This is a genomic window from Pseudoclavibacter sp. AY1F1, assembly GCF_002931075.1.
GTDB lineage: Bacteria > Actinomycetota > Actinomycetes > Actinomycetales > Microbacteriaceae > Pseudoclavibacter.
This window is the reverse complement of record NZ_PSTQ01000008.1, coordinates 161,787-182,264: the sequence shown is the minus strand read 5'-3', so window position 1 is coordinate 182,264 and position 20,478 is coordinate 161,787. Positions and strand designations below refer to the sequence as shown.

Sequence of the window (20,478 nt, the reverse complement as noted above, 5' to 3'; positions counted from 1 at the left end):
GGCCACGACGCCTGGACGAACGCGGGGGTTCCACCCATGCGGCCCTGGCTCGATGCACTCGAAGACGCCGCCGCGCAAGGAGTCCTCAACACCTGATGGGGGACGCGGCAGAGGCGAAAGCGTCCGATTCTTCTCACGAGAACCCTCGCCCTTCTCGGAAGAAGACACGTCAGAAGTCCGTTCCTGAGCCAGGAGTTGACGGACGTCGAGCAGTCTTGCTGAGCGCTGCAGCGTTGGGCGGTCTGGCCACAGCTTCGGTTCTGGAAGCTGCTCGACTCGTGCAGATCTCAAGCAAAGATGTCGGAGAGGTTCCGCAAAGTCAAAAGGGAGTCCCTGGGGGCGTCGCCGAGCTTCAGATCGACGGGAAAATGCCGATCTCGCAGGTACCGTTCGAGGAAGCGGTTGGGAAGCTCGCATTTGTGGGCGAGTCAAACTCGACCTCGTACATACAAGAGAAGATCAATGCGGCCTCCCGAAATAGCGACGTGGTTCGGCTTCGCCCCGGGACCTACGTCTGCGAGGGTTTGCAACTTCCCGCAAAGACAGCCATCGAAGGCTGGGCTGGTGATGGGGCTCGCTTCGGAGCTACAAGCCCGGGCGACGATGCCTACGGAGGCGTGCAACTGCGCAGGCCCCAAGGGTCCGATGGGGTTCGGCCTGTTGTCGACCTTGTTGGCGCAGGTGCCAGTATCCGCGGACTAACGATAGACGGACGTGGGATGTCGGGTGTTGGGCTTCGCACGGAGGCTTTCGAGGGCAATATCTGCGCGGTACGCGTGATCGGCGTCAATGACGTTGGTCTCGAGATTGCGAGGGCAAATAACGGCGTAATGCGAGATATTTGGGTAGACAACTGCGGCACGGATTCTTCGCCCGCGGTGCGAATCCGGTCCGTTGATGGTGTTGGCTCGGCTTCGCATACTAACAACCAGGACATCTATAACTTGCATATTGAGAGAGCGCCGGAAACCGCCTTGAGTATCGGAGGTACGGGCGCGACCGGGGCGCAAGTGCAGTGGGTGCGCTTTTATGGACTACACATCGAATCACCGGAGGACTCCGTCTCCAAGCCGGGAAACCGGTTGCCGCTGGTTCGAATTTTCAACGTCCAAGGCGTGGATTTCGTCTCGCCCATGATTTTCGGCGGCCCTGGTTTCCTAATCGAGCACGACCAAGTGACTCTCGTGAAGCCGGATGCCGGGGGAGTTCGGATCATGGGCGGCGCGCTCGTTGGCCAGGGGGAACGCAACGTGTCCGCTGGGCTGATTCATCTCCTAGCCGGCGATTCTTTCTGGTTGAACGGCACGGCTCTGACTCGGTACACGGAGACGGCGATACGGATCGATGCAGGCTATGGCGCAGGTGCTTGGTTGAACCCCTCGAGCTGGGAAGACGGCACCGAGGTCGTCGGTGATGCTCGGGCGACGCGCATGCCATTCGTAGTCCTTGGCGACCAAGTCGTGAGTGGGCATGTCTGTTCCGATGGGCGAACCGCGGCTGTTCGCACCCTCAGCCCTGCTACTTCCAACGCTTCAATTGTTGGGGACGATGTCAAAGGCGTCCTCGAATTCCAGGTCAGCGCTAGTCCGGCGAACGGGGGCCAAGTGGCTGTCCAATTCACTCGAAAATTCTCGGTCGCCCCTGTGGTGACTATGACGCCGCTGAACGCCGCCGCAGCTATGGTTCAGGCATACGTCGAAGCCTCAGAGACCGGGTTCACCTTGAGCTGCGCGCAGGAGCCTCGAGGTCCCGAGCTGCTTCGTTTCGCCTATCACGTCCTTGGGTGAGTCCTGGCGCACCCCGCGTACCATGCGCCCGGCTACGCGAGGAGTCCCTGCATGTAGCGTCCGTATCCGCTCTTCTGGAGCGGCTTCGCGAGGTTCGCGAACTCGAGGTCGTTGATCCACCCGGCACGCCAGGCGATCTCCTCGATGCAGCCGATCTTGAAGCCCTGACGGTCCTCGATGACGCGCACGTACTCGCTCGCCTGCATCATCGACTCGAACGTGCCCGTGTCGAGCCACGCCGTGCCACGGTCGAGGACCTGCACCTGGAGCTTGCCCGCGTCCAGGTACGCCGAGTTGACGCTCGAGATCTCCAGCTCGCCGCGAGCTGAAGGCTCGACGCTCTTCGCGATCTCGACAACGTCGTTGTCGTAGAAGTAGAGGCCGGGCACCGCGTAGTTCGACTTCGGCACCTCCGGCTTCTCCTCGATCGACACCGCCTTGTTGTCCTCGTCGAACTCAACGACGCCATACGCGACCGGGTTCGACACGTGGTACGCGAAGATCAGGCCACCGTCGAGCACGTTGTTGCCGCGCAGCGACGAGCCGAGGCCCGATCCGTGGAAGATGTTGTCGCCGAGCACCAACGCGACCGAGTCGTCCCCGATGAACTCCTCACCGATGATGAACGCCTGAGCGAGCCCGTCCGGGGAGGGCTGCACGGCGTACTCGATGCGCATCCCGAACTGCGAGCCGTCGCCGAGCAAGGCCCGGAACTGGTCGTTGTACTCGGGGGTCGTGATGATCAGCACCTCGCGGATGTCCGCCATCATGAGCGTCGACAGCGGGTAGTAGATCATCGGCTTGTCGTAGATGGGCATGAGCTGCTTCGAGATGCCCTTGGTGATCGGCCACAGACGCGTGCCAGACCCGCCAGCGAGAATGATTCCCTTCACGGCTACGCACCCGCCTTCGCGCTGAGCGTTCCGGAGCGTTCGATTCGGGGGGCAAGGATTAGCATGAGAAGAGCCTATTGGAGATCTGCATGGGACTATCGCGCGGGTACACGAAACCCAGACGTTAACTCGACCGAATACAGTTGTGGGCATGCGCGCTTCCATCACCAAGGCCGTCATTCCCGCGGCGGGCCTCGGCACACGTTTTCTGCCCGCCACGAAAGCCATCCCGAAGGAGATGTTGCCGGTCGTAGACCGGCCAGCCATCCAGTACGTGGTGGAAGAGGCTGTCGAAGCTGGACTGCATGACGTCCTCATGATCACTGGGCGTCACAAAGTCTCGCTTGAGAACCATTTCGACCGAGTGGCCGAACTTGAGGACATGCTTGAGGCACGCGGTGAGCACGAGAAGCTCGCGCGCGTTACCGCCGCAAGCAACCTCGCTGACGTTCACTACCTCCGTCAGGGCGACCCCCTAGGTCTGGGGCATGCGGTGCTACGCGCCAGGCAACATGTTGGGCATGAGGCCTTCGCGGTTCTCCTTGGAGACGACATCATGTCGACGGGCGGCTCCCTCCTCAAGCGAATGATCGAGGTCCACGAGCAGACCGGTGCCAGCATCGTTGCTCTGCAGGAGATCGACCTCGACCAGATCTCGGCCTACGGCGTCGCTTCCTACGACACGAGCATCCCGCGCGAACAAGGAGTCACTGGGCCAGACACGATCCAGCTCACCGGCCTCGTGGAGAAGCCAGCCCGAGACGACGCACCGTCGAACCTCGCGGTCATCGGCCGTTACCTGCTTCGCCCAGAGGTGTTCGACGTGCTTGAGCGCACGGCGCCCGGACGCGGCGGCGAGATTCAGCTCACCGACGCCCTCGAGGTGCTCGCTGGTGACCCCGAGGCTTTCGGGGGAGTGGTCGGAGTCGTCTACGACGGCCGACGGTACGACACCGGCAACAAGCTCGAGTACATCAAGGCGACTGTTGAAATTGCAAGCCAAGACCCGAAGCTGGGGCCGGAGCTTCGTCCATGGCTCAAAAACTACGCCGCTGGGCTCTAGGCGAAGGTTGCCATCCGGCCCGCGGTCCTAGAGGATGACGCCGCCCAGGATTTCCGAGAAAGCTGCCTGAAGCTTCTGAGCGTACGCAAGGGTTGTGTGAGTGAGGTCGCGCTTCACAACAACCTGACCAACGATCGGTGGGCAAATCCCGTCCGCGTTGCAGAAGAACTGCGCGGTGGGTGCGTAGGTCGCTCCTGCTTGGACTGTGGCTTCGGCCTCGGCCGCCGTCACGGCTAGCCAGGATTGCGAGACAAAGCTCGTGCAGTCCAGCGGCTTTGACCGGGGTGTGTAGCACGCCTCGAGGTCTTTGTCTGCAGGCGGAGCCCCTAGGACGATTGTGCCCTCAGTGCCGCGAACCACACTGAGCATCTGGGAGAGAGCGGTTGACCAGTGCTCGACACTCAGAGTTGAGCCGTCGATCCCATTCGGCAATACGGCCGTATTCGCATAGATGACATATTCCGGCGCGGTCGTTGCCACTAGCTGTTTCACTTCTTCGCGACGTTCGATGCATCCTTGCTGAAGCGCCGGGTCGGTGTGCGCGAGCGCCACGTCGACCATCGGGCAGCCGTACATTGCTGCGATCTGGATCTTTGCGTCCGCTCTCTCGGCGATGTCAACTAGAGCCGCCGGCCACTTCATAGCGATTGAGTCGCCGACAAGCAGGATCTGCTTTGAACCGTTGCCGATGAAACAGGCGGACAGGTCAGCACCGGCGAGACCACAGCCGGCCGTACCAGGCAGATATGGGTCAGTAGCGAGAGTCTCGTCGATGGTTGGTGACGTTTCCGGCCAAGCGCTGAGTGCAACAGATGCTGCGATTGCCGTCTGGATATTGGTTGCCTCTGGGCCGAGGTCGCTGGGCAGCTCATAGGTTGGACCGTCCTGCGTGCCCTGCAGTTGTGCTACTACATCGGTCGAGTTTGTCCGTGGTGCTGTTACCGACATAGCTACCGCCACCAGCACGGCCGTGGCCGCGGCCATCGTTGCAACCCCCGCATACTTCCACCAACTCGGCAGCTTGTAGCCTGCCCAAGCACGCTTGCCATCGAGCCACGGTGACCGACGAACCGTGTCCTCCCACATGTGGTATGCGGCTATGGAGACTGCTCCGACGATGAGAAGTGACGCTACTTCATTCCATACCGGCCCGAACGGCAGGAGAGGAAGGATTAGAACAATGACGGGGAAATGCCACAGGTAGAGGCTGTAGGAGATGTTCCCGATATAGCCCGACACGCGGTTAGTGAGTGGAGCGAGGAAACGCTGATCTCCGCCGACGCCAGCCAGCAACACAAGGCTGACGCCGAGCACGGGGATTGCCGCAGCGGGCGCCGGGAAAGCCGGCCCTTCAGTTACGAAAAACAGCGACCAGAGCATGATCAGGATGCCGCCCCACGCGAGGATGGGGCGTAGCACGTGGGGGATTCGCAGCAGCAGTGGTGAAGCGATCGCCAGTAGAGCTCCGAAGCCGAGTTCCCAGGTGCGAGTGATCGTCGAGAAGTAGGCCACCGTTGGCGAGGTCTGGGTCTCGAGTAACGCCCAGGCGAACGACGCTGCGCTGATCAAAGCGATGGCAATGCCCGCCGCAAGTCGCGCATGCTTGCTCGATTTGCGAGCGACGATTGCAAGCACCGCGAGCATGACCCAGGGCCAGACAAAGTAGTACTGCTCTTCGACGGCAAGAGACCAGAAGTGCTGCAAGGGTGAGACCGGGCCATCCGCTTGGAAATAGTCGGTGCCAGAGGAGGCGAAGCGCCAGTTCGCGACGAAGAGTGTCGCCCAGACGCCATCCCAGAAGACAGACCAAGCGCGTGTTGCGTTGAGAAGCAGGAATGAGGCTCCAACTGTCACGGCTAGTACCAGTGCAGAAGCTGGAAGGATGCGTTTGACGCGCCTCTTGTAGAAATTGGAGAAGCTGATCTTGCCCGTCAACTCGAATTCGCGGATCAAGAGTCCCGTGATCAAGAATCCACTAATGACGAAGAAGATGTCGACGCCCACGAAACCACCGTGTGGCCACCCGAAGAGGTGGTCGGCGATGACGAAAAGCACGGCAAGAGCTCGAAGGCCTTGCACGTCGCGCCGGAACGTTGGTCGGCGTGGCGGAGCGGTACGCCTGAGCCGTGGCTTGCGATCGAGAATTGTACGGCCTGCAGTCACGTCTTCTCCTGAGATAAGGGGCTCGCGGGAGCCTATAGCGATATCTCGGACCGCGCTGGATTCTCCATATTGGAATGCAAACACCCGGGGAGTTGGGGCGCAAAATCTGGATAGAAGGAGGAGTTCGACCGTTGACGCTTGAGTGCGACGAGAATGGGCGAGGATCGCGGACGGCAGAGATGCCCGTCGAGGGGCGGTGGTGTGTGGACGAAGCCGCCCTACTCCGATGGAGTGGGGCGGTTTCAGGTCCATCTGGGCAGATGCGGACCTGTCGGCTCAAGTCTGTGGCCGTCGCCGACCCCCAATTATGCGCATGCATGAAGATCAGAACAAGTCGGCGACGTAGCCCACGGACTCGCGCCGGCCAACCCAGTTCACTATCCGTCCACCTAACGGACACCGCACGATTTCCCCGGGTCCCTACGCTCGCGGGGTTCATCCCCCGACCGTTAGGCCGAACCCCGCATGCGCATCACGACGTCACGACGACGCCTCGCTTCCACCATCGCTGTCACGACCGGGCTGGGGGTGATGCTCTCCGGCTTCGGCGCGGGAGCAGCATCCGCCGCCGAACCGTTCACCGACGACCAGCTCGCCTTCGACTACCCGTCGAACGCCGACTACGACTACGTGCCGATCATGGACCAGTTCTCGTGGCTCGTCACCGACCGTGCCGACATCATCGCGCTCAACGACAGCCAGACCGTCGACATCAACAACTCGGCGACCCCCGAGCAGGTCGAGCGCGCGATCGTCGACCAGTACGACGACATGTCCGTCTCCATGGCCGACGGCCTCGGCGAGAACCTCGGCGCCATCTACACGGAGGCGCGCCTCGCGGGCGAGCTGCCGAAGATCGACGCGCTCCTCGCGAAGAGCGGCGGCCTCGTCGGCTACTACTCGTCGTCGAACCCGTCGAAGAACTACTTCGACTACGACCGCCCGTACATCCGCTTCCCCGAGCTGCTCCAGTACCGCGACAAGGACGGCGGCGACGCCTGGGACTCCACGAGTGGCGCCTACCCGAGCGGTCACACCTCGCAGGCGTACTGGCAGGGCACCTCGCTCTCGGTGATGCTGCCCGAGCTGGCCCCGCAGATACTCGCCCGCACCGCCGAGGCCGGCAATAACCGCATCGTCATGGCCGCCCACTATCCGCTCGACGTCATGAGCGGCCGCATGATGGGTCAGCATATCGTCGAGCGCCGCATGAGCGACCCCGCGTTCCGCGAGCTCTTCGCCGAGGCCGAGGCTGAGCTGCGAGGCGTGCTCGAAGCGGGATGCGGTGCAGCACTCGCCGACTGCATCGCCGCCGACAGCCCATACCTGTCTGACGAGGATGCGCTGGCCGTCTACGAGGAGCGCATGTCGTACGCGTTCCCGCAGATCGCAGCATCCGGAGACGCCGTCACGATCCCCGCCAACGCGGAGTCGCTGCTCATCACGAGCCACCCCGACTTGACGCCGGAGCAACGCCGACAGGTGCTCGAGCTCACCGCCATCGACTCCGGCTACCCCCTCGATGAGGGCACCGAAGGCAGCTGGCAGCGCCTCAACCTCGCGGCCGCCATGGCCGCAGTGGTGCAGGTCAACGCAGACGGAACGATCAACATCGTGGATGTGGGAGCCGAGCAGCCCGAACCGTCGACGCCCGGCACAACGGAGCCGCCCGTGACGCCCGTCCCGACTGCAGAGCCGACCGCCACTGCGACGGCCGAGCCCACCGCATCCGCCACTACCGCACCCGTCCCGTCGACGAGGGCCCCGGCCGCCGGCGGCAGCACGGCAGGCAACGGATCTGACGCTCTCGCAACCACCGGCGCTGAGAACATCGGCACCGGCCTGATCGCCGCGCTCGCCCTGCTCGTCGCCGGCGCGACGGCGCTCGTGCTCCGCAAGCGCTCCGCGAAGGCGAACAGCTAGCAGCACCTCTCACGCGAGGCCCGCGGCCTGCGGTACCGAGTATCCAATGGATCTCGGTACGGCGGGCCGCGGGCCTCTCGTGTCACAGCTCGGATTGTCGGGTCAACTGTCAGCCCATCGCAGGACGTTGGGCCTCACGCCCGTTACTCCTCTGGAGCAGACCTGCGCCTCCGAGTTCCGCCAACGATAAGAACTCCGCCCAGCAGCACGGTTAGCAGCAGGGCCCAGATCAGCCCCGCAGGGACATCCTGTCCTGTAGTCGCGAGTCCATCCGGATTGGCAGTCGGAGCCGGGGGAGAAGCCGGAGCCGAAGGACTTGCGGACGCCGTTTCAGGGAGCGGTGATGCCGGAGGAGACGGTTCGGATGACGACGACTGAGACGGCTCCACACTGGAAGAGCTGGTCGGGATGCTTGTCGCTGTCGCTGTCGCTGTCGCTGTCGCTGTCGCTGTCGCTGTCGCTGTCGGCGTCTGGCTGGGCGTGGGCGTGGGCGACGGTGTTGCGCTGGGGGTTGACGTGGGAGTCACGCTAGGCGTGGGCGCAACCGCGCCAGCAAACGTCACCTCGGCGGTCGCGATTCCTTGACCGCCGTCATCGTCCGTCACGGTGACCTCGAGGTCGAAGGTGCCGGCCGAGTTCGATGGCACCTTGAATGTGCAGTTTCGACCCACGACTGTTCCTGGCAGGACCTCGCCATTGAACTTGGCTTCGCACTCATGCGTGTCGGCACCCGGGTCAGTGATAGCCACGCTGAGCTCGACGGAGGACCCGAGGGCCATCTCCGTCAACGGTGAACCATCCCTGAGCACGGGTCCAACCGTGGGGGCGACGTTAAGTACATTGACGACCGTGGATGCAGTTGTCATGCCGGCCCCGCCCACAAGCGTCTGCCCCTCATCGTTAGCCACCACAGTGACGACCGGAGTCGCGTCGTCTTCGCAGAGCAGCGTTGCTGTCTCTCCGGCGGGCGTCAGTATGCAGGATGCAGTTTCGGTCGTTGACCATGTCAAAGTGACGGGCTCGCCCTCAGGATCACTCGCCGTCACGTTCAAAGTGACCGGAGTTCCCTCATCTGTAGAGGTGCTCACCAGGCCCGTGAGCACCGGAGGCAAGTTCGCTGCAACCGCAGCAGTCGTCGAGGTTTGGCCGACGGACGCTCCGATCTCGTCGCGAACTGAGACCGTGACGATGAACTCGCCCGCCTGGGCGTACTTATAGTCCAGTTCGAACGTCTTCCCGGAGAGTGCGAGCGACTGCGGCGCTGTGCCGTCGCCATAGTCGACGGTGGCCACCCAAGCGTCTTCGCCGGGATCCACGAAGAATCCAGCCGCTGTGAAGGAGCCATCCGACGATACCTGCTCCTCGCCGAGTGCGACGGACGGGACAACATTCCCTGCCGTCACGGTCAGCGCAGCAACGTGGGAAGTGGTCCCAGCAGTCACGCGGAGCGCCACCTCGTAGGTGCCCGACACGGGAAGGTTGAGCGTCGCGGCCGGATCAGAGCCATCGTCGAAGACGCCATCTGCGTCTAAATCCCAGCCGAAGGTCAGCGGGTCGCCTTCCGGGTCGGTAGAGCTACTGCCGTCAAGCGTGACAGTTGAGCCTTCTGGTACTGCACCTGGGTCGGCGATTCTGGCTGTGGGCGCTGCGTTGACGGGCTCGCCGATGACGCGAATGTCGACTGAGGCAGGCAACACCGGGGCGAGCTCCGCCCATCCGCTGGCGATTATCGTTCCCTCCATCGCGGAGGTCGATGCAACTGCCTCGAACCTGAGCGTCAGTGCCGCTCCTCCCTGAAGCTGCGATGGGGTATCCCAAGTAAGGCTGTGTCCTTCGATCATCGGGTCAGTCAGGCTTGCCCCAGTCGAGCTGCTGGGCACATACGAGAAGCCATCAGGAAGCGAAACACGGATACTGCGGAAGTCAACCGGAAGGAGATTCGGGTTCGTGAAGGTCACCTCGATCGGCACCCGCGATCCCGCTTCTGCCGAGGCCGGAGACCGAACTGAGGCCGGCACGGACTCGAGCCCGAGTGGTGAGAAGTTGGTGAGACGAGCCACGCTGGCCTCCGAGTTCGGAGTCACCGTGTGGGCCCATTCAAGACCCATCCCGTTGTCGATCGGCGACTCCGCCGAGCTGAGCTCGTTAGGGAGTGGACCCCGAGTGACCATATTCGCCCACACGCCGCTGTACGAACCGTAGGTCCAGCTCGAGTCTGGGGTGAGCGGTATGAATTGCTCGATTCGATCACCGGGGCCCCCCGTCGCCACGTCCTGCGCTCGACAAGTCACCGCGCCGGTCTGCTCGTCATAGCTGCCGTAGCCGTTGTCATTGTCTTGGAGGTAGCAGTCTGCGCCGTAGCCGATTTCGATGTCGAGAGAGGCCTCCGAGATGTTTCGAACCGATGTATCTGTTCGGTAGGCGTTGTCACCGATGACATAGGTGTCTCGTTGGGTGACTTCCATGCTCGGCCCCGCCATCACGACGGTCTCGATGGTGAGTGGATCAAGGCGCGTTCCAGTTCCCGACTTCGACTGCGAGACAGGAGAGAAACCAGACGCGGACGGCCCCGCCGGAATGTGCGAAGGACCGAAAATGGTCGCTGTCTCACCCTCAGGGCTCTGCCCTGCAACGTGGACAAAAGTGGCGCACGCTGTCGCTCCGAAGAAGCTCGGGCTCGCATCGCCCAGATAGCGGACGTCGCAATTGAGATCGGGTGACGTGTCGAACGCGAGGATTGGGCCATCGTGGTCCCGAACGACGGCGACCGTAGTCTCGAACGTCGTCGACGCACCAGCATCATCCGTGACTTGTACCCGCACCGTGTGGGTGCCGGGCTCTGTCCAGGTGCGGACCACTTCTTCGCCCGCGACCGGCTCCTCATCCTCGAACTGCCAGGACACCGTCAGCGGGTCGCCACCCGGATCGTGGCCAACCCAGCGGATCGTCGTCTCTTCGCCCACTCGAGGCCAGGGAGAAGATGTCGTGACGCTGGTGATGACCGGCGCAACATTGAACACCGTCACATTCGCCGTAGCAACGGAAACGAGACCCGTGTCGTCGATGACAGTGATGTGCACGGCGAAGCTTCCCTCGCTCGCGTACTGGTGAGTCTGATCGATGCCTTCAGCAATAGTTCCGTCGCCGAAGTCCCAGGTGACTCGTTCGAGTTCTCCATCCGGGTCACTGATCTGAGGGACGAGGACGAGAGCAGAACCTTCCGGGATGCTCCACGATGTCTGCGATAGCCCCAGGCTTGGGGGTTGCGCCCCCGCGACGACCTCAACAGTGTGCGTCAGCACCTCAGAAGTCGCCCGACCGTCTGAAGCCGCGACGGACACCTGATATTCGCCCGGCGAAGTCCACACATGGGAGACCTGCTCGCCGATGGCCGTCGTACCATCGCCAAAGTTCCACGTTGTGGTCAAAGTCTCATCGATACCCGAGTCGTTCGCTTGAGCTGAAAAGTTCCGCTCAACCCCAAGAGCCGCGCGGGCAGGCTGAGACCCGACGAAGCTGAGTGACGGTGCCGCGTTGACAACACTGACTCGGGTCTCCACCGTCGTCTTTGCACCGAGAGAATCCGTGACGGTCAGAGCGACGTCGATCTGCCCCTCTGCATCAAAAACGAAGGACGTTCCGGGATCGCTTGAGGTGCGCCCATCGCTGAACGACCAATCCCAGTTCGTCAGTTCGGCGTCCCCCTGCGCGTCAGCGAAGTAAGTGAGGTCGAGAATAGAGCCTGCTTCGACGACAAACTCGTCTTGCCCAAAGATGAGGATCGGGGGCGCAAGACTGTCCGACACATTGACGAGAACCTCACCGATCGCCGACTTGGTGCCGTCCGAGCTCAGGACGGTGTAAGTGAAGCTCGCCGCGCCCGAACCACTCTCTGCTGAGTATGTGCAGGTGCGGCCCCCCACCTCGCAGTTAGCGGTGCCTTGTGAGGCCGACGTAAACGAGCTGATCGTGAGGTTCTCGTTTAGTTCGGCGCTAAGGTCATTGGTCAGAACATCGAATGTGACTGTTCCTCCTGCAGCGACCGTGACTTGGTCACTCGTCGCAATGAGCTGGCCGGACTCAAGCACGGTGACCGAAACCGTACCGACGGTGCTCAAGCCCTCGGCATCGGAGACCCGGTACGAAAACGAATCGAGACCTGTGTAGTCACCGGTTGGTGCGTACGTGCAGATTCCATCAGCGCATTGCGCGGTGCCGTGCATCGCAGCCGTCTCGAGTGCGTAGGTGAGCGGGCCACCCTCTGGATCAGAGTCGTTGTCCCCGACCAGGATTTGAACCTCTCCGCCACTCACGACTGTTGCAGTGTCTGCGACCGCAATGGGCGGTTGGTTCCCCCCGAAGCCAGCGTCGATCGCGTCAACTTCGTTGAGTGCTTGATATGACAGCTCCAGGAGAGCGTCGTTTGCAATCGCCACATCCTCCGCAACAGGGTCGAGGAATGTCGAAAGGCGCGCCGTATCGAAGCTGGATTCCAGGACATCAACAACAAGAAGTTCGATTTGCTCATCGCTGAAACCCTTGGCGCTCAAAGCCGCCCGCTCTTCGACCGTCAGACCGCTCTGAGCGACGCGATCACGTGTGGCGGTTGCAGCGTCAATCCGTGCTTCCAGCCCATCCTCGAGTCCCTCAGACAAGGCAGCGTCGGAGAGCGTCGCTGCCGATGTCCGAGCCTCAGCGAGGGCGTTCGCGAGGCCAAGACTGTACTCCGAGACGGCAGTGGCTTGCAGACGAACGGAGGCTGTAGCGCCATCGATCGCAGCGCCATCGTGCTTCTCAACAGCGTGCAGCAGCGCTTCGGCCCATGCTGCGGCCTCCGCGTAACGATTCGTGAACTTCGCAAGACTGCCAAGGACCGAGTCGGACTGCGTCTCATCTGCAAGCGTCGGGGCGACGTACGGAACCACTTCGCTGTAGTCGAAGTCTGGCGGATCGGCGTAGATCGCATCCGCAGCGAGCTTCAGGTTGTCGGCTACCTTCTGGACATCCCCACCGCCCGGCTTCCCGGATAGAGGTACGAGTTGCTCAACGCCGCACGTGAAGTCGTTCTCTACACAGAATTCCACTCCATCCGTAAGATGCAGAAATCCACTAGCGAGAGGGTTGTATTCGCGACTCTTGGCGACGACAATTCCCGCCTTCGTTGCGGTCGGCAGTAGCGTGCCTGGAATCTCCAAAATGCGGACAGTGAGTGCATACTTCTGCGCTTGTAGGGCCGCGTTGGACCACCGGGCCCCGAAGTCCTCTTTGAGGGCAGTCTTCGCGAGTTCGGAAAGTGTTCCGTTGTATTCAACGGTGAATCCGGGAGCAGAACCAAAGCCGATGATCTGATCAACATCGCTCAGTCGCCCGTCCTGGTCTCGATCAACGACGACGTCATACGTGCCAGTGCGAAGAGTGCCGAACCACAACGGCTCTTGGACGACCTGCCATCCGACGTAGGTGTTCGGAATGTGATCAGAATTCGTGACATCCAGACCCTCGAGCGAGGAATCAAGGGGGACCGTTGACCAATCTCGGTTCGGAATCACGTAGAAGTCGGAGCTCGGAATGAGGCCGCCGCCAGACTGTGCTCCAGTGATGTAGACGCTCTCGTTTGACCCAAATTCATCGACGATCGTGCTGCCGTTCATCAAGACCCAGGTCGTCGCCTCGCCGACCTCGGCATGCGCTGCAGGCGCTACCACGGCGAGGCTCGACGCCACGATCGCAAGGCTCGCGGCCGCCGACACAAGGGGTCGGCGTTTCAGGGCAGGGGACTTGCTCGTCACGATGGCTCATCTCAGTAGAGAGTCAGAAGAGGGAGTCACCAGGAGGGGAAGCGGGTGGAGTCCCGTGACTATGTCGGAAAGTAACAGGTCACGGAACCGCAGATCAAGAAATAACTTGAACAGTTCCAGATGCACGCTTATTGCCCGGTTGTTCTCCGGGTGTCTGGGGCTATTGAGGGCTGCGAGAATGAAGTCCACATCGAAGTTGCGTGGCGTCTCATTTGAGCAGACGCCCCAGGCCGCTGAAAATTAAGGCTATTGTCTTTTCTTAGTTCAGGGGTCACCCGACCACCAGAAATGCTCCATTTGTCCCCCTTTTCCCCGGTGATCCTGAAGGAGTCACGTGCGAAAGAAACTTCCAGGTCGGCACCGAAAGTCCATGGCGATGTTAGGGGCGTCAGCTCTGACGCTGGCCGTCGCCGGTAGCGCATTGCTTGGCGCTTCGAGCGCGAGTGCAGCGGACACCCTCGATTTCGAGGTGTCGCCCACGCCCTACCAGGCCACAGCCCGCACCGTGTATCCGGACGTCGCAGTCCCAGAAGACACTGCGTCATTCGTGTTCGAACTGCCCGTGGTGGCCACGAAGGTCGCCGACTTCACTGAGGCGGAGGTGTTCATATCGGGCTATCCGTCCGTTCGCACCACTGTTCCCTATGACGCCGCGACGAACAGCGTGACGCTTGCCCTCACCGACCAGACCATTGGCTCGATGTCAGGGGGAATCGACTACGAGCACATCGTCACGATCGAGATGCGAGCAGATGTTGCGCCGGGCGCGTCGCTCCCCGCAACGACGGACCCTTCATCGGTTGGATACTCCTTCAACGCCCGGTTCAACCTCACGCGGACCCCTGCCGATGGCGCCGGCGTCGCCACGATCAACCTCGATGAGTCGCAGATCGCCGAGCGCGGTCAGTTCTACCACTTCTCGCAGGTCTATCACTCGACCACCCATGAGTACGTTCAAGCTCAGCCCGGCGATGTTGTCACGATCAACACCGGGCGCGCCGGCTTTATCGAAGAGGGTGTTGACGCTGTCTACTTCGGAGTGCAAGCCAGTGACGCATTCCAGTTCCCGATCCCGGCGGTCAGGTCCGACGACGGCTCCAAGATCACCGTGACGATTCCCGAAGGTCTCCACGACGTTCCTTCGCCGACTCTCTTCAACCCGGGCACGGCACTTGTCGTGCACGCGCAGAGCGAATGGCCACAGTTGACCGACGAGCCAACCGTCCAGGTTCGGGTCCCGCTTCGTGTCGTGGCGAGCGCGAGCCCGACCGCCACCAGCACAGCGACGACCGAGCCGACGTTGACGGCTGTACCAACGGTGACGGTCGAGCCGACGGTGACGGCTGAGCCGACCGTGACTGCTGAGCCGACGGCAACAGTCGAGCCGACCGTGACTGCTGAGCCGACGGCAACAGTCGAGCCGACCGTGACTGCTGAGCCAACGGCAACCGTTCAGCCGACGACGGAACCGACCGCCACGGCAACGACGACGCCGACCGCTTCCAGTACGCCAACGGCAGTCCCTGTTGCGACGACCGCATCCGCGACCGCGGCACCAGTCCAGACGACGACAGGTCCGGCAGCGGGCGGCAACACGGCAGGCGGATCCGACTCTCTCGCCACCACCGGTGCCGAGAACCTCGGCACCGGTCTGATCGCGGCGCTCGTGCTGCTAATTGCAGGCGCGACCGCGCTTGTGCTGCGCAAGCGCTCGACGAAGTCGAACGGCTAGCAGCACCGCTCCGACGAGGCCCGCGGCTCACCGCTTTCAGCATCCAAAAGATGCGGGATGTGGCGCACTGCGGGCCTCGTCCGTTCGTGGCACGGGTCGCGGGCATTTGCCGCCCCTCCCACCGAACTCCCTGCGCATCCACGCCAACCACTGGCGATCCTCGCCAACCCGCGCTGAACTGGACTCATGGCAAAGACAACTCGCGTGCTCAGCGTCTCGGTTCCCGTCTCCGACGTGGATGCGGCGCTCGCTTTCTACACGGACGTGCTCGGCTGCGAGCTCCTCATGGACGTCGAAGCGTGGCCCGGCGCCCGCTACGTGGAAGTGCTCCCGCCGGGCTCGAGCGTCGGCATCGTGCTCCTCCCGCACGACAGCGAGATCCCCATCGCCGTGCGGCTCGGCACCTCCGACGCGGAGGAGGCACACGCCCGCATCAAAGCGAGCGGCGTCGAGCTCCACAACGAGGAAGTGCTGCGCTGGGAGACAGTGCCGCCCATGTTCTCCTTCACCGACCCCGACGGAAACGCGCTCGTCTACCTGGAGGACGCGGGCGACTCGACGCAAGGGGAGTAGGCGGCGGTGGGCGTCAATGCACCCGACCCACCCGACGGCCCGGACACCCACGGCGACCGAGCATCCCGAACGCGCCGCACCGCGCGCATGCTCGTGCTGGTCGCCGCCGCGATCGGCCTCGTGCACGCCGCCTTCAGCGCCTACTGGGCCATCGGCGGCACCTGGCTGCTGTCGACCATCGGGGCGATCGCCGTCGAGTTCTCGAATCGCGCCCCGCTCGAGTCGGGCCTCATGCTCGGCGCGGTCGCGCTCGCGAAGGCACTCGCCGCGCTCATCCCCGTCGCCGTCGACGCGCAGCGGATGCCCTGGCCGAGAGTCTGGCGGGCGATCAGCTGGGTGGGCGGCGGCGGCATCGTGCTCTACGCGCTCGTCAATATCGTGGTCAGCGGAGCGGTGCTGCTCGGCGTCCTCGTCCCGGACGGCGGTTACGACCGCGACGCCATGATCGGCCACGCGCTCCTCTGGGATCCGCTCTTCCTGGTCTGGGGGCTCGCACTCACGGGATGGTTGTGGCTCACGAGAAGAACGCACCAAGCGCTCGGTCGCGACGAGCGGAGACGTGCGCGCTGAGCTCAAAGCGGCTCAATCACCGTTGATAGCTCTCGCCTTCCCCCGGGCGCCCCCAGAAGAGACCCCCGATGACCGAACCCGCTCTCTCTGTCTCCCGCGTGCCCGTTTCCCACCAGCCTGCGCCTCACCAGCCTGTTTCCCGCCGGTCGGCGGTCGCTGCGACGGCCTGTTCGTTGCCCGTCTTGGCGGTCGCGGTCGCGGCGCCCGTACCCGGGACCTCGGTTCCGCCTGCCACATTGCCGCAGGTGACACTCCTGACCATGCAGCCGCAGCCACCGGGTTCACTCGTGTTCCGCGTGACCGTCATCGGGCCCGTTTAACCATCGCGGTGTCCAACATCAGTGCAAAACCCGGACCCGACGACGACTGAATCGTGTCAGGTCCGGAAATTGCACTGAAGTTGGACAGAGGCACCGCGGAAAGGCTCGCCTCGCCTCGCCCAGCCAAATCTCGGCGCGGCCTGCCCCCTACGCCTCTGGCGCCCCGAGTTCCCGCGAGATGCGCTCGGCGGCGGCGATCGCGATGGGCGCGAGCTCTTCGATGGTGCGGCCCGGGTACTCGAGCTCGATCGACGACACCGACAGCCCGTAGGTGACGGCGCCCGTGTGGTCGCGGATGGGCGCAGACACGCAGACCGTGCCCACCTCGTTCTCGCCAAGGTCGGTCGAGTAGCCGCGTTCGCGGACCCGGTCGAGCTCTTCGTGCAGCGCGTCGAGGTCGGTGATCGTGAGGTCGGTGCGCCGCGGCAGGCCGACCCGCGCGGCGAGTGCATCCACCCGGTCCGGCGCCCAGTCGGCGAGCACGGCTTTCCCCATCCCCGAGCTGTGCATCGGGACGCCGAGCCCCACGCGCGAGCGCATGCGGTACGGCTTCGCGGCGTCGCGCCGGATGACGTAGACCATCTCGCTGTCCGTGGCGACGCCCACGTGGATCGTGCAGTCGACCTTCGCGGCCAGCTCTTCGACGATGGGGGAGGCGACCTGCGAGATGTCGACGCTGGAGAGCGCACGCCCGGCAAGCGCGAGCAGGTTCGGGCCAGCCCGGTACCCCTGCTCGGCGCCCCCGCCGAGGTACTCCTGCGCGACGAGGGTGCCCAGGATGCGGTGCACGGTCGCCTTCGCGAGGCCAGCCTCGGCGACGATGTCCGTGAATCGCGGATGCGCGAGGGCCGCGGCGAGCACCAGCAGCGTCTTCTCGCTGGCACCCGCCGACGGAGCCGGTGACCGGTCCAGATCGTCCATCCTGATCACCCTCGCATCTGTTGTTGTCACCGCATCGCTGTGATCGGCACGGAGTCCATGTCGTCGAACGACTGGTTCTCGCCGGCCATCGCCCAAACGAACGAGTAGCTGGAAGATCCTACTCCCGAGTGCAGGGACCAGCTCGGTGAGAGCACGACGTCGCCGTTCGCGACCATGAGGTGGCGCGTCTCCGTGGGGTCGCCCATGAGGTGCACAACCCGCTGATCGTCGTCGAGGTCGAAGTAGTGGTACACCTCGGTGCGGCGGTCGTGGGTGTGGGCTGGCATGGTGTTCCACATGCTGCCGGCGTGCAGGCTCGTGACGCCCATGACGATCTGGCAGCTCTTGACGCCGTTCTCGTGGATGCACTGGCGCAGCGTGCGGCGGTTGGAGGTGACCTGGTCGCCGAGCTCCCGGATCGTGCCCTCTTCCGGGGTGACGAGCGTGTTCGGGAACGCAGTATGCGCGGGCGCGCTGAAGCCGTAGAACTTGGCGGGGTCGGCGGCGTCGGCGCTCTCGAAGGTGACGTCGACGGTGCCGCGGCCGAGGTACAGCACCGCCGTCTTGGCGAGCTCGTAACGCTCGCCGTCGGCGACGACCGTGCCGGTGCCGCCCGTGTTGACGATGCCGATCTCGCGGCGGTCGAGGAAGTTGACGCTGCGGAGCTCGTCCACTGTCTCGAGCGTGAGCGGTGCATCCGTCGGGACGGCGCCAACCGTGACGACGCGGTCGAAGTGCGTCGAGACGACGCGGATCTCGCCGGGCGTGAGGAGCTGCTCGACGAGGTAGCGGTCACGGAGCGCCTGCTGGTCGAGGGTGGGGATGTCTTCCGGGCGGCCGGGACGGTACTGGTGAGACAAGGGGATGCCTTTCGTTGAGGGATTCAGGTCAGGAAGGGTCGGGTCAGACCAGGCCGAAGAGGCCAGGCAGCCAGAGCGAGAGCTGCGGCACGAAAACGACCAGGAACAGGACGACGATGAGCGCGAGCAGGAAGGGGAGGAGGCGGATGATGACTGGCTCGAGTCTCACTCCCGCGACTTGCGCGCCGACGAACAGCACGGGCGCCGAAGGCGGTGAGATCACACCGATCGACAGGTTCATGACCATCATGATGCCGAAGTGCACGGGGTCGACGCCGTAGGAGATCGCGATCGGGAGGAAGATCGGCGTGAAGATCAGGATGGCGGGGGTCGGGTCGAGCGGGATGCCGATGATGATCAGCACGATCATCATGATGAGCAGCACGACGACCTTGGAGTCCGTCCAGCCGAAGAGCGTGTCAGCGAGCAGCTGCGGAAGGCGAGCGTAGGTCATGACGAACGCCATGATCGAGGACACGGCGATCAGGAAGATCACGATGGAGCTGGTGCGCGCCGACTCGAAGAGGAGGCGCGGCAGGTCCTTCACGGACACCGTCCGGTAAATGAACGACAGCAGCAGGGCGTAGACGACGGCGACGGCCGAGCCTTCGGTCGGGGTGAAGAACCCGGCGACGATACCGCCGATGGCGACGACGATGAGGCCGAGCGCCGGGAGGGCCTTCAGGAAGGTGCCGAGGATGATGCCGAACGCGGGCAGCGGCTTACCGCGCAGCTCCGGGTGCTTGCGGGCGTAGAAGAAGACGACCACGGCGCAGGCGAGCGCCCACAGGGCACCAGGGATGTAGCCAGCGACGAACAAGGCGCCGACCGACGTGCCACCCGCTGCCAGCGAGTAGATGATGAGCGTGTTGCTCGGCGGGATGATCATGCCGGCGGGGGCTGAGGCGACGTTCACTGCGGTGGAGAACGCGGGGTCGTAGCCGTCCTTCTTCTGCATGGGCGCCATCGTGGCGCCGACCGCGGAGGCCGTCGCGACGGCGGAGCCGGAGACGGTGCCGAAGATCGCGTTCGCGATGACATTCGTCTGCGCGAGCGGTGCGGGCATCCGCCCGACGAGCACTCGGGCGAGATTGATGAGCCGTTCCGCTATGCCGCCGTTGTTCATGATCACGCCGGCTAAGACGAAGAACGGGATCGCGAGCAGGGCGAACGAGTTGGCACCGCGGAACATCTGCTGCGCGCTGGTGATGGCTCCGTTGTCGAAGCCGAGGATGAGGAGCATGCAGACCGCCGAGGGCAATCCGATGCTGATGGAGATGGGAGCCCCGAGCGCGAGCAGCAGGACGAGCCCGCCGACGAGGATCAGTGCGATGAGACCTGGCTCGATCATATGGATGCGGCCTCCGGGTCCTCGTGCCCACGCGACCTGACCGAGTAGCTGGGCGAGAGCGTGCGTGAGATGTGCAGGACGATGTAGAGCGAGAAGAGGATTCCTGCGATGGGCAGGGCCAGGTAGAGCTGGCCCTGCGTCACCGGGAGGATGGGGTTGGACTGCCCCCAGGCGAGGATCGCCTGCTTGCCGCCGCCGTAGACGAGGGCGTAGAGGACGAACGCGAGGGTCGCGAGGTAGGCGACGATGTCGGCTCCGCGCTGGAGTTGCCTCGGCAGGCGCTCGACGAGGAAGTCCATGACGACGTCAGCCTTCTGGCCGACGACAACGGCGATGCCGATGAAGCTGACCCAGACGAAGGTGAAGCGGGCGGCTTCCTCGGTCCACGCGCTTGGCGCGTTCAGCACGAGTCTGGTGAAGACCTGCCACACCACGAGCAGCAGCAGCACGCCGAAGAGCGCGATGACGAGTGCTGTCAGGATGCGTCCGAACCACAGCTCGACTGCGGCGGCGGCTTGCTTCAC

Annotated in this window: 13 protein-coding genes; 6 read left to right on the top strand and 7 right to left on the bottom strand. The window is 63.6% G+C overall.

Features of this window, described 5'->3' with window-relative positions; genetic code table 11:
* Positions 1–278 precede the first annotated feature (278 nt).
* A complete protein-coding gene (locus C5B85_RS13260; protein WP_146077963.1) occupies positions 279–1,787 on the top strand; it encodes a hypothetical protein in 1,509 nt (502 codons plus the stop codon).
* 32 nt (positions 1,788–1,819) lie between these two features.
* Here the strand turns inward: C5B85_RS13260 and rfbA are convergent, their stop codons facing one another.
* Positions 1,820–2,680: a glucose-1-phosphate thymidylyltransferase RfbA gene (rfbA, locus tag C5B85_RS13255; protein ID WP_104286480.1), complete on the bottom strand. Its 861-nt coding sequence runs from the start codon at positions 2,678–2,680 to the stop codon at positions 1,820–1,822.
* Between the two features lie 151 nt (positions 2,681–2,831).
* Here rfbA and C5B85_RS13250 point away from each other — a divergent pair, with 151 nt between their 5' ends.
* The gene (locus C5B85_RS13250; RefSeq protein WP_104286494.1) at positions 2,832–3,743 is read left to right on the top strand and encodes a UTP--glucose-1-phosphate uridylyltransferase; all 912 of its coding nucleotides are present in this window, start codon (positions 2,832–2,834) and stop codon (positions 3,741–3,743) included.
* A 27-nt stretch (positions 3,744–3,770) separates the two neighbouring features.
* On the opposite strand, the gene C5B85_RS13245 is transcribed toward C5B85_RS13250, so the two are convergent.
* Positions 3,771–6,158 (bottom strand): acyltransferase family protein, encoded by a 2,388-nt coding sequence (locus C5B85_RS13245; RefSeq protein WP_104286479.1) that lies wholly within the window; start codon positions 6,156–6,158, stop codon positions 3,771–3,773.
* A gap of 213 nt (positions 6,159–6,371) precedes the next feature.
* Between C5B85_RS13245 and C5B85_RS13240 the strand changes: the two genes are divergently transcribed.
* On the top strand, positions 6,372–7,829 hold the full coding sequence (locus C5B85_RS13240) for a phosphatase PAP2 family protein (protein ID WP_104286478.1): 1,458 nt from the start codon (positions 6,372–6,374) through the stop codon (positions 7,827–7,829).
* 143 nt (positions 7,830–7,972) lie between these two features.
* Here the strand turns inward: C5B85_RS13240 and C5B85_RS13235 are convergent, their stop codons facing one another.
* Positions 7,973–13,618 (bottom strand): PKD domain-containing protein, encoded by a 5,646-nt coding sequence (locus tag C5B85_RS13235; protein WP_146077962.1) that lies wholly within the window; start codon positions 13,616–13,618, stop codon positions 7,973–7,975.
* Positions 13,619–13,961: 343 nt separating this feature from the next.
* Between C5B85_RS13235 and C5B85_RS13230 the strand changes: the two genes are divergently transcribed.
* From C5B85_RS13230 to C5B85_RS13220, 3 genes are all read left to right on the top strand, one after another.
* Positions 13,962–15,359, top strand: coding sequence for a hypothetical protein (locus C5B85_RS13230; RefSeq protein ID WP_146077961.1), 1,398 nt, complete (start codon positions 13,962–13,964; stop codon positions 15,357–15,359).
* A gap of 186 nt (positions 15,360–15,545) precedes the next feature.
* On the top strand, positions 15,546–15,932 hold the full coding sequence (locus tag C5B85_RS13225) for a VOC family protein (protein ID WP_104286475.1): 387 nt from the start codon (positions 15,546–15,548) through the stop codon (positions 15,930–15,932).
* Positions 15,933–15,938: 6 nt separating this feature from the next.
* Entirely contained in the window at positions 15,939–16,502 is a 564-nt protein-coding gene (locus C5B85_RS13220; protein ID WP_258070782.1) for a DUF3995 domain-containing protein, read from the top strand.
* Positions 16,503–16,969: 467 nt separating this feature from the next.
* Here C5B85_RS13220 and C5B85_RS13215 read toward each other — a convergent pair whose 3' ends face one another.
* The 4 genes from C5B85_RS13215 to C5B85_RS13200 are packed head-to-tail and all read right to left on the bottom strand — an operon-like array spanning position 16,970 to position 20,478.
* Entirely contained in the window at positions 16,970–17,743 is a 774-nt protein-coding gene (locus C5B85_RS13215) for an IclR family transcriptional regulator (RefSeq protein WP_104286474.1), read from the bottom strand.
* Positions 17,744–17,769: 26 nt separating this feature from the next.
* Positions 17,770–18,603 carry a 5-dehydro-4-deoxy-D-glucuronate isomerase gene (gene kduI / locus C5B85_RS13210; RefSeq protein ID WP_104286473.1) on the bottom strand — a complete coding sequence of 278 codons (834 nt, stop codon included), beginning with the start codon at positions 18,601–18,603 and terminating at the stop codon, positions 17,770–17,772.
* Positions 18,604–18,646: 43 nt separating this feature from the next.
* Positions 18,647–19,954, bottom strand: coding sequence for a TRAP transporter large permease (locus tag C5B85_RS13205; protein ID WP_104286472.1), 1,308 nt, complete (start codon positions 19,952–19,954; stop codon positions 18,647–18,649).
* On the bottom strand, positions 19,951–20,478 hold the full coding sequence (locus C5B85_RS13200) for a TRAP transporter small permease (protein ID WP_104286471.1): 528 nt from the start codon (positions 20,476–20,478) through the stop codon (positions 19,951–19,953). Before C5B85_RS13200 ends, C5B85_RS13205 begins: the two co-directional genes overlap by 4 nt.

Bases quoted from the DNA above. Each gene is read 5' to 3' on its own strand.
- C5B85_RS13250 (WP_104286494.1), top strand. From the start codon at position 2,832: ATGCGCGCTTCCATCACCAAGGCCGTCATTCCCGCGGCGGGCCTCGGC.
- C5B85_RS13215 (WP_104286474.1), bottom strand. From the start codon at position 17,743: ATGGACGATCTGGACCGGTCACCGGCTCCGTCGGCGGGTGCCAGCGAG.
- C5B85_RS13240 (WP_104286478.1), top strand. From the start codon at position 6,372: ATGCGCATCACGACGTCACGACGACGCCTCGCTTCCACCATCGCTGTC.
- C5B85_RS13225 (WP_104286475.1), top strand. From the start codon at position 15,546: ATGGCAAAGACAACTCGCGTGCTCAGCGTCTCGGTTCCCGTCTCCGAC.
- C5B85_RS13205 (WP_104286472.1), bottom strand. From the start codon at position 19,954: ATGATCGAGCCAGGTCTCATCGCACTGATCCTCGTCGGCGGGCTCGTC.
- C5B85_RS13245 (WP_104286479.1), bottom strand. From the start codon at position 6,158: ATGGACCTGAAACCGCCCCACTCCATCGGAGTAGGGCGGCTTCGTCCA.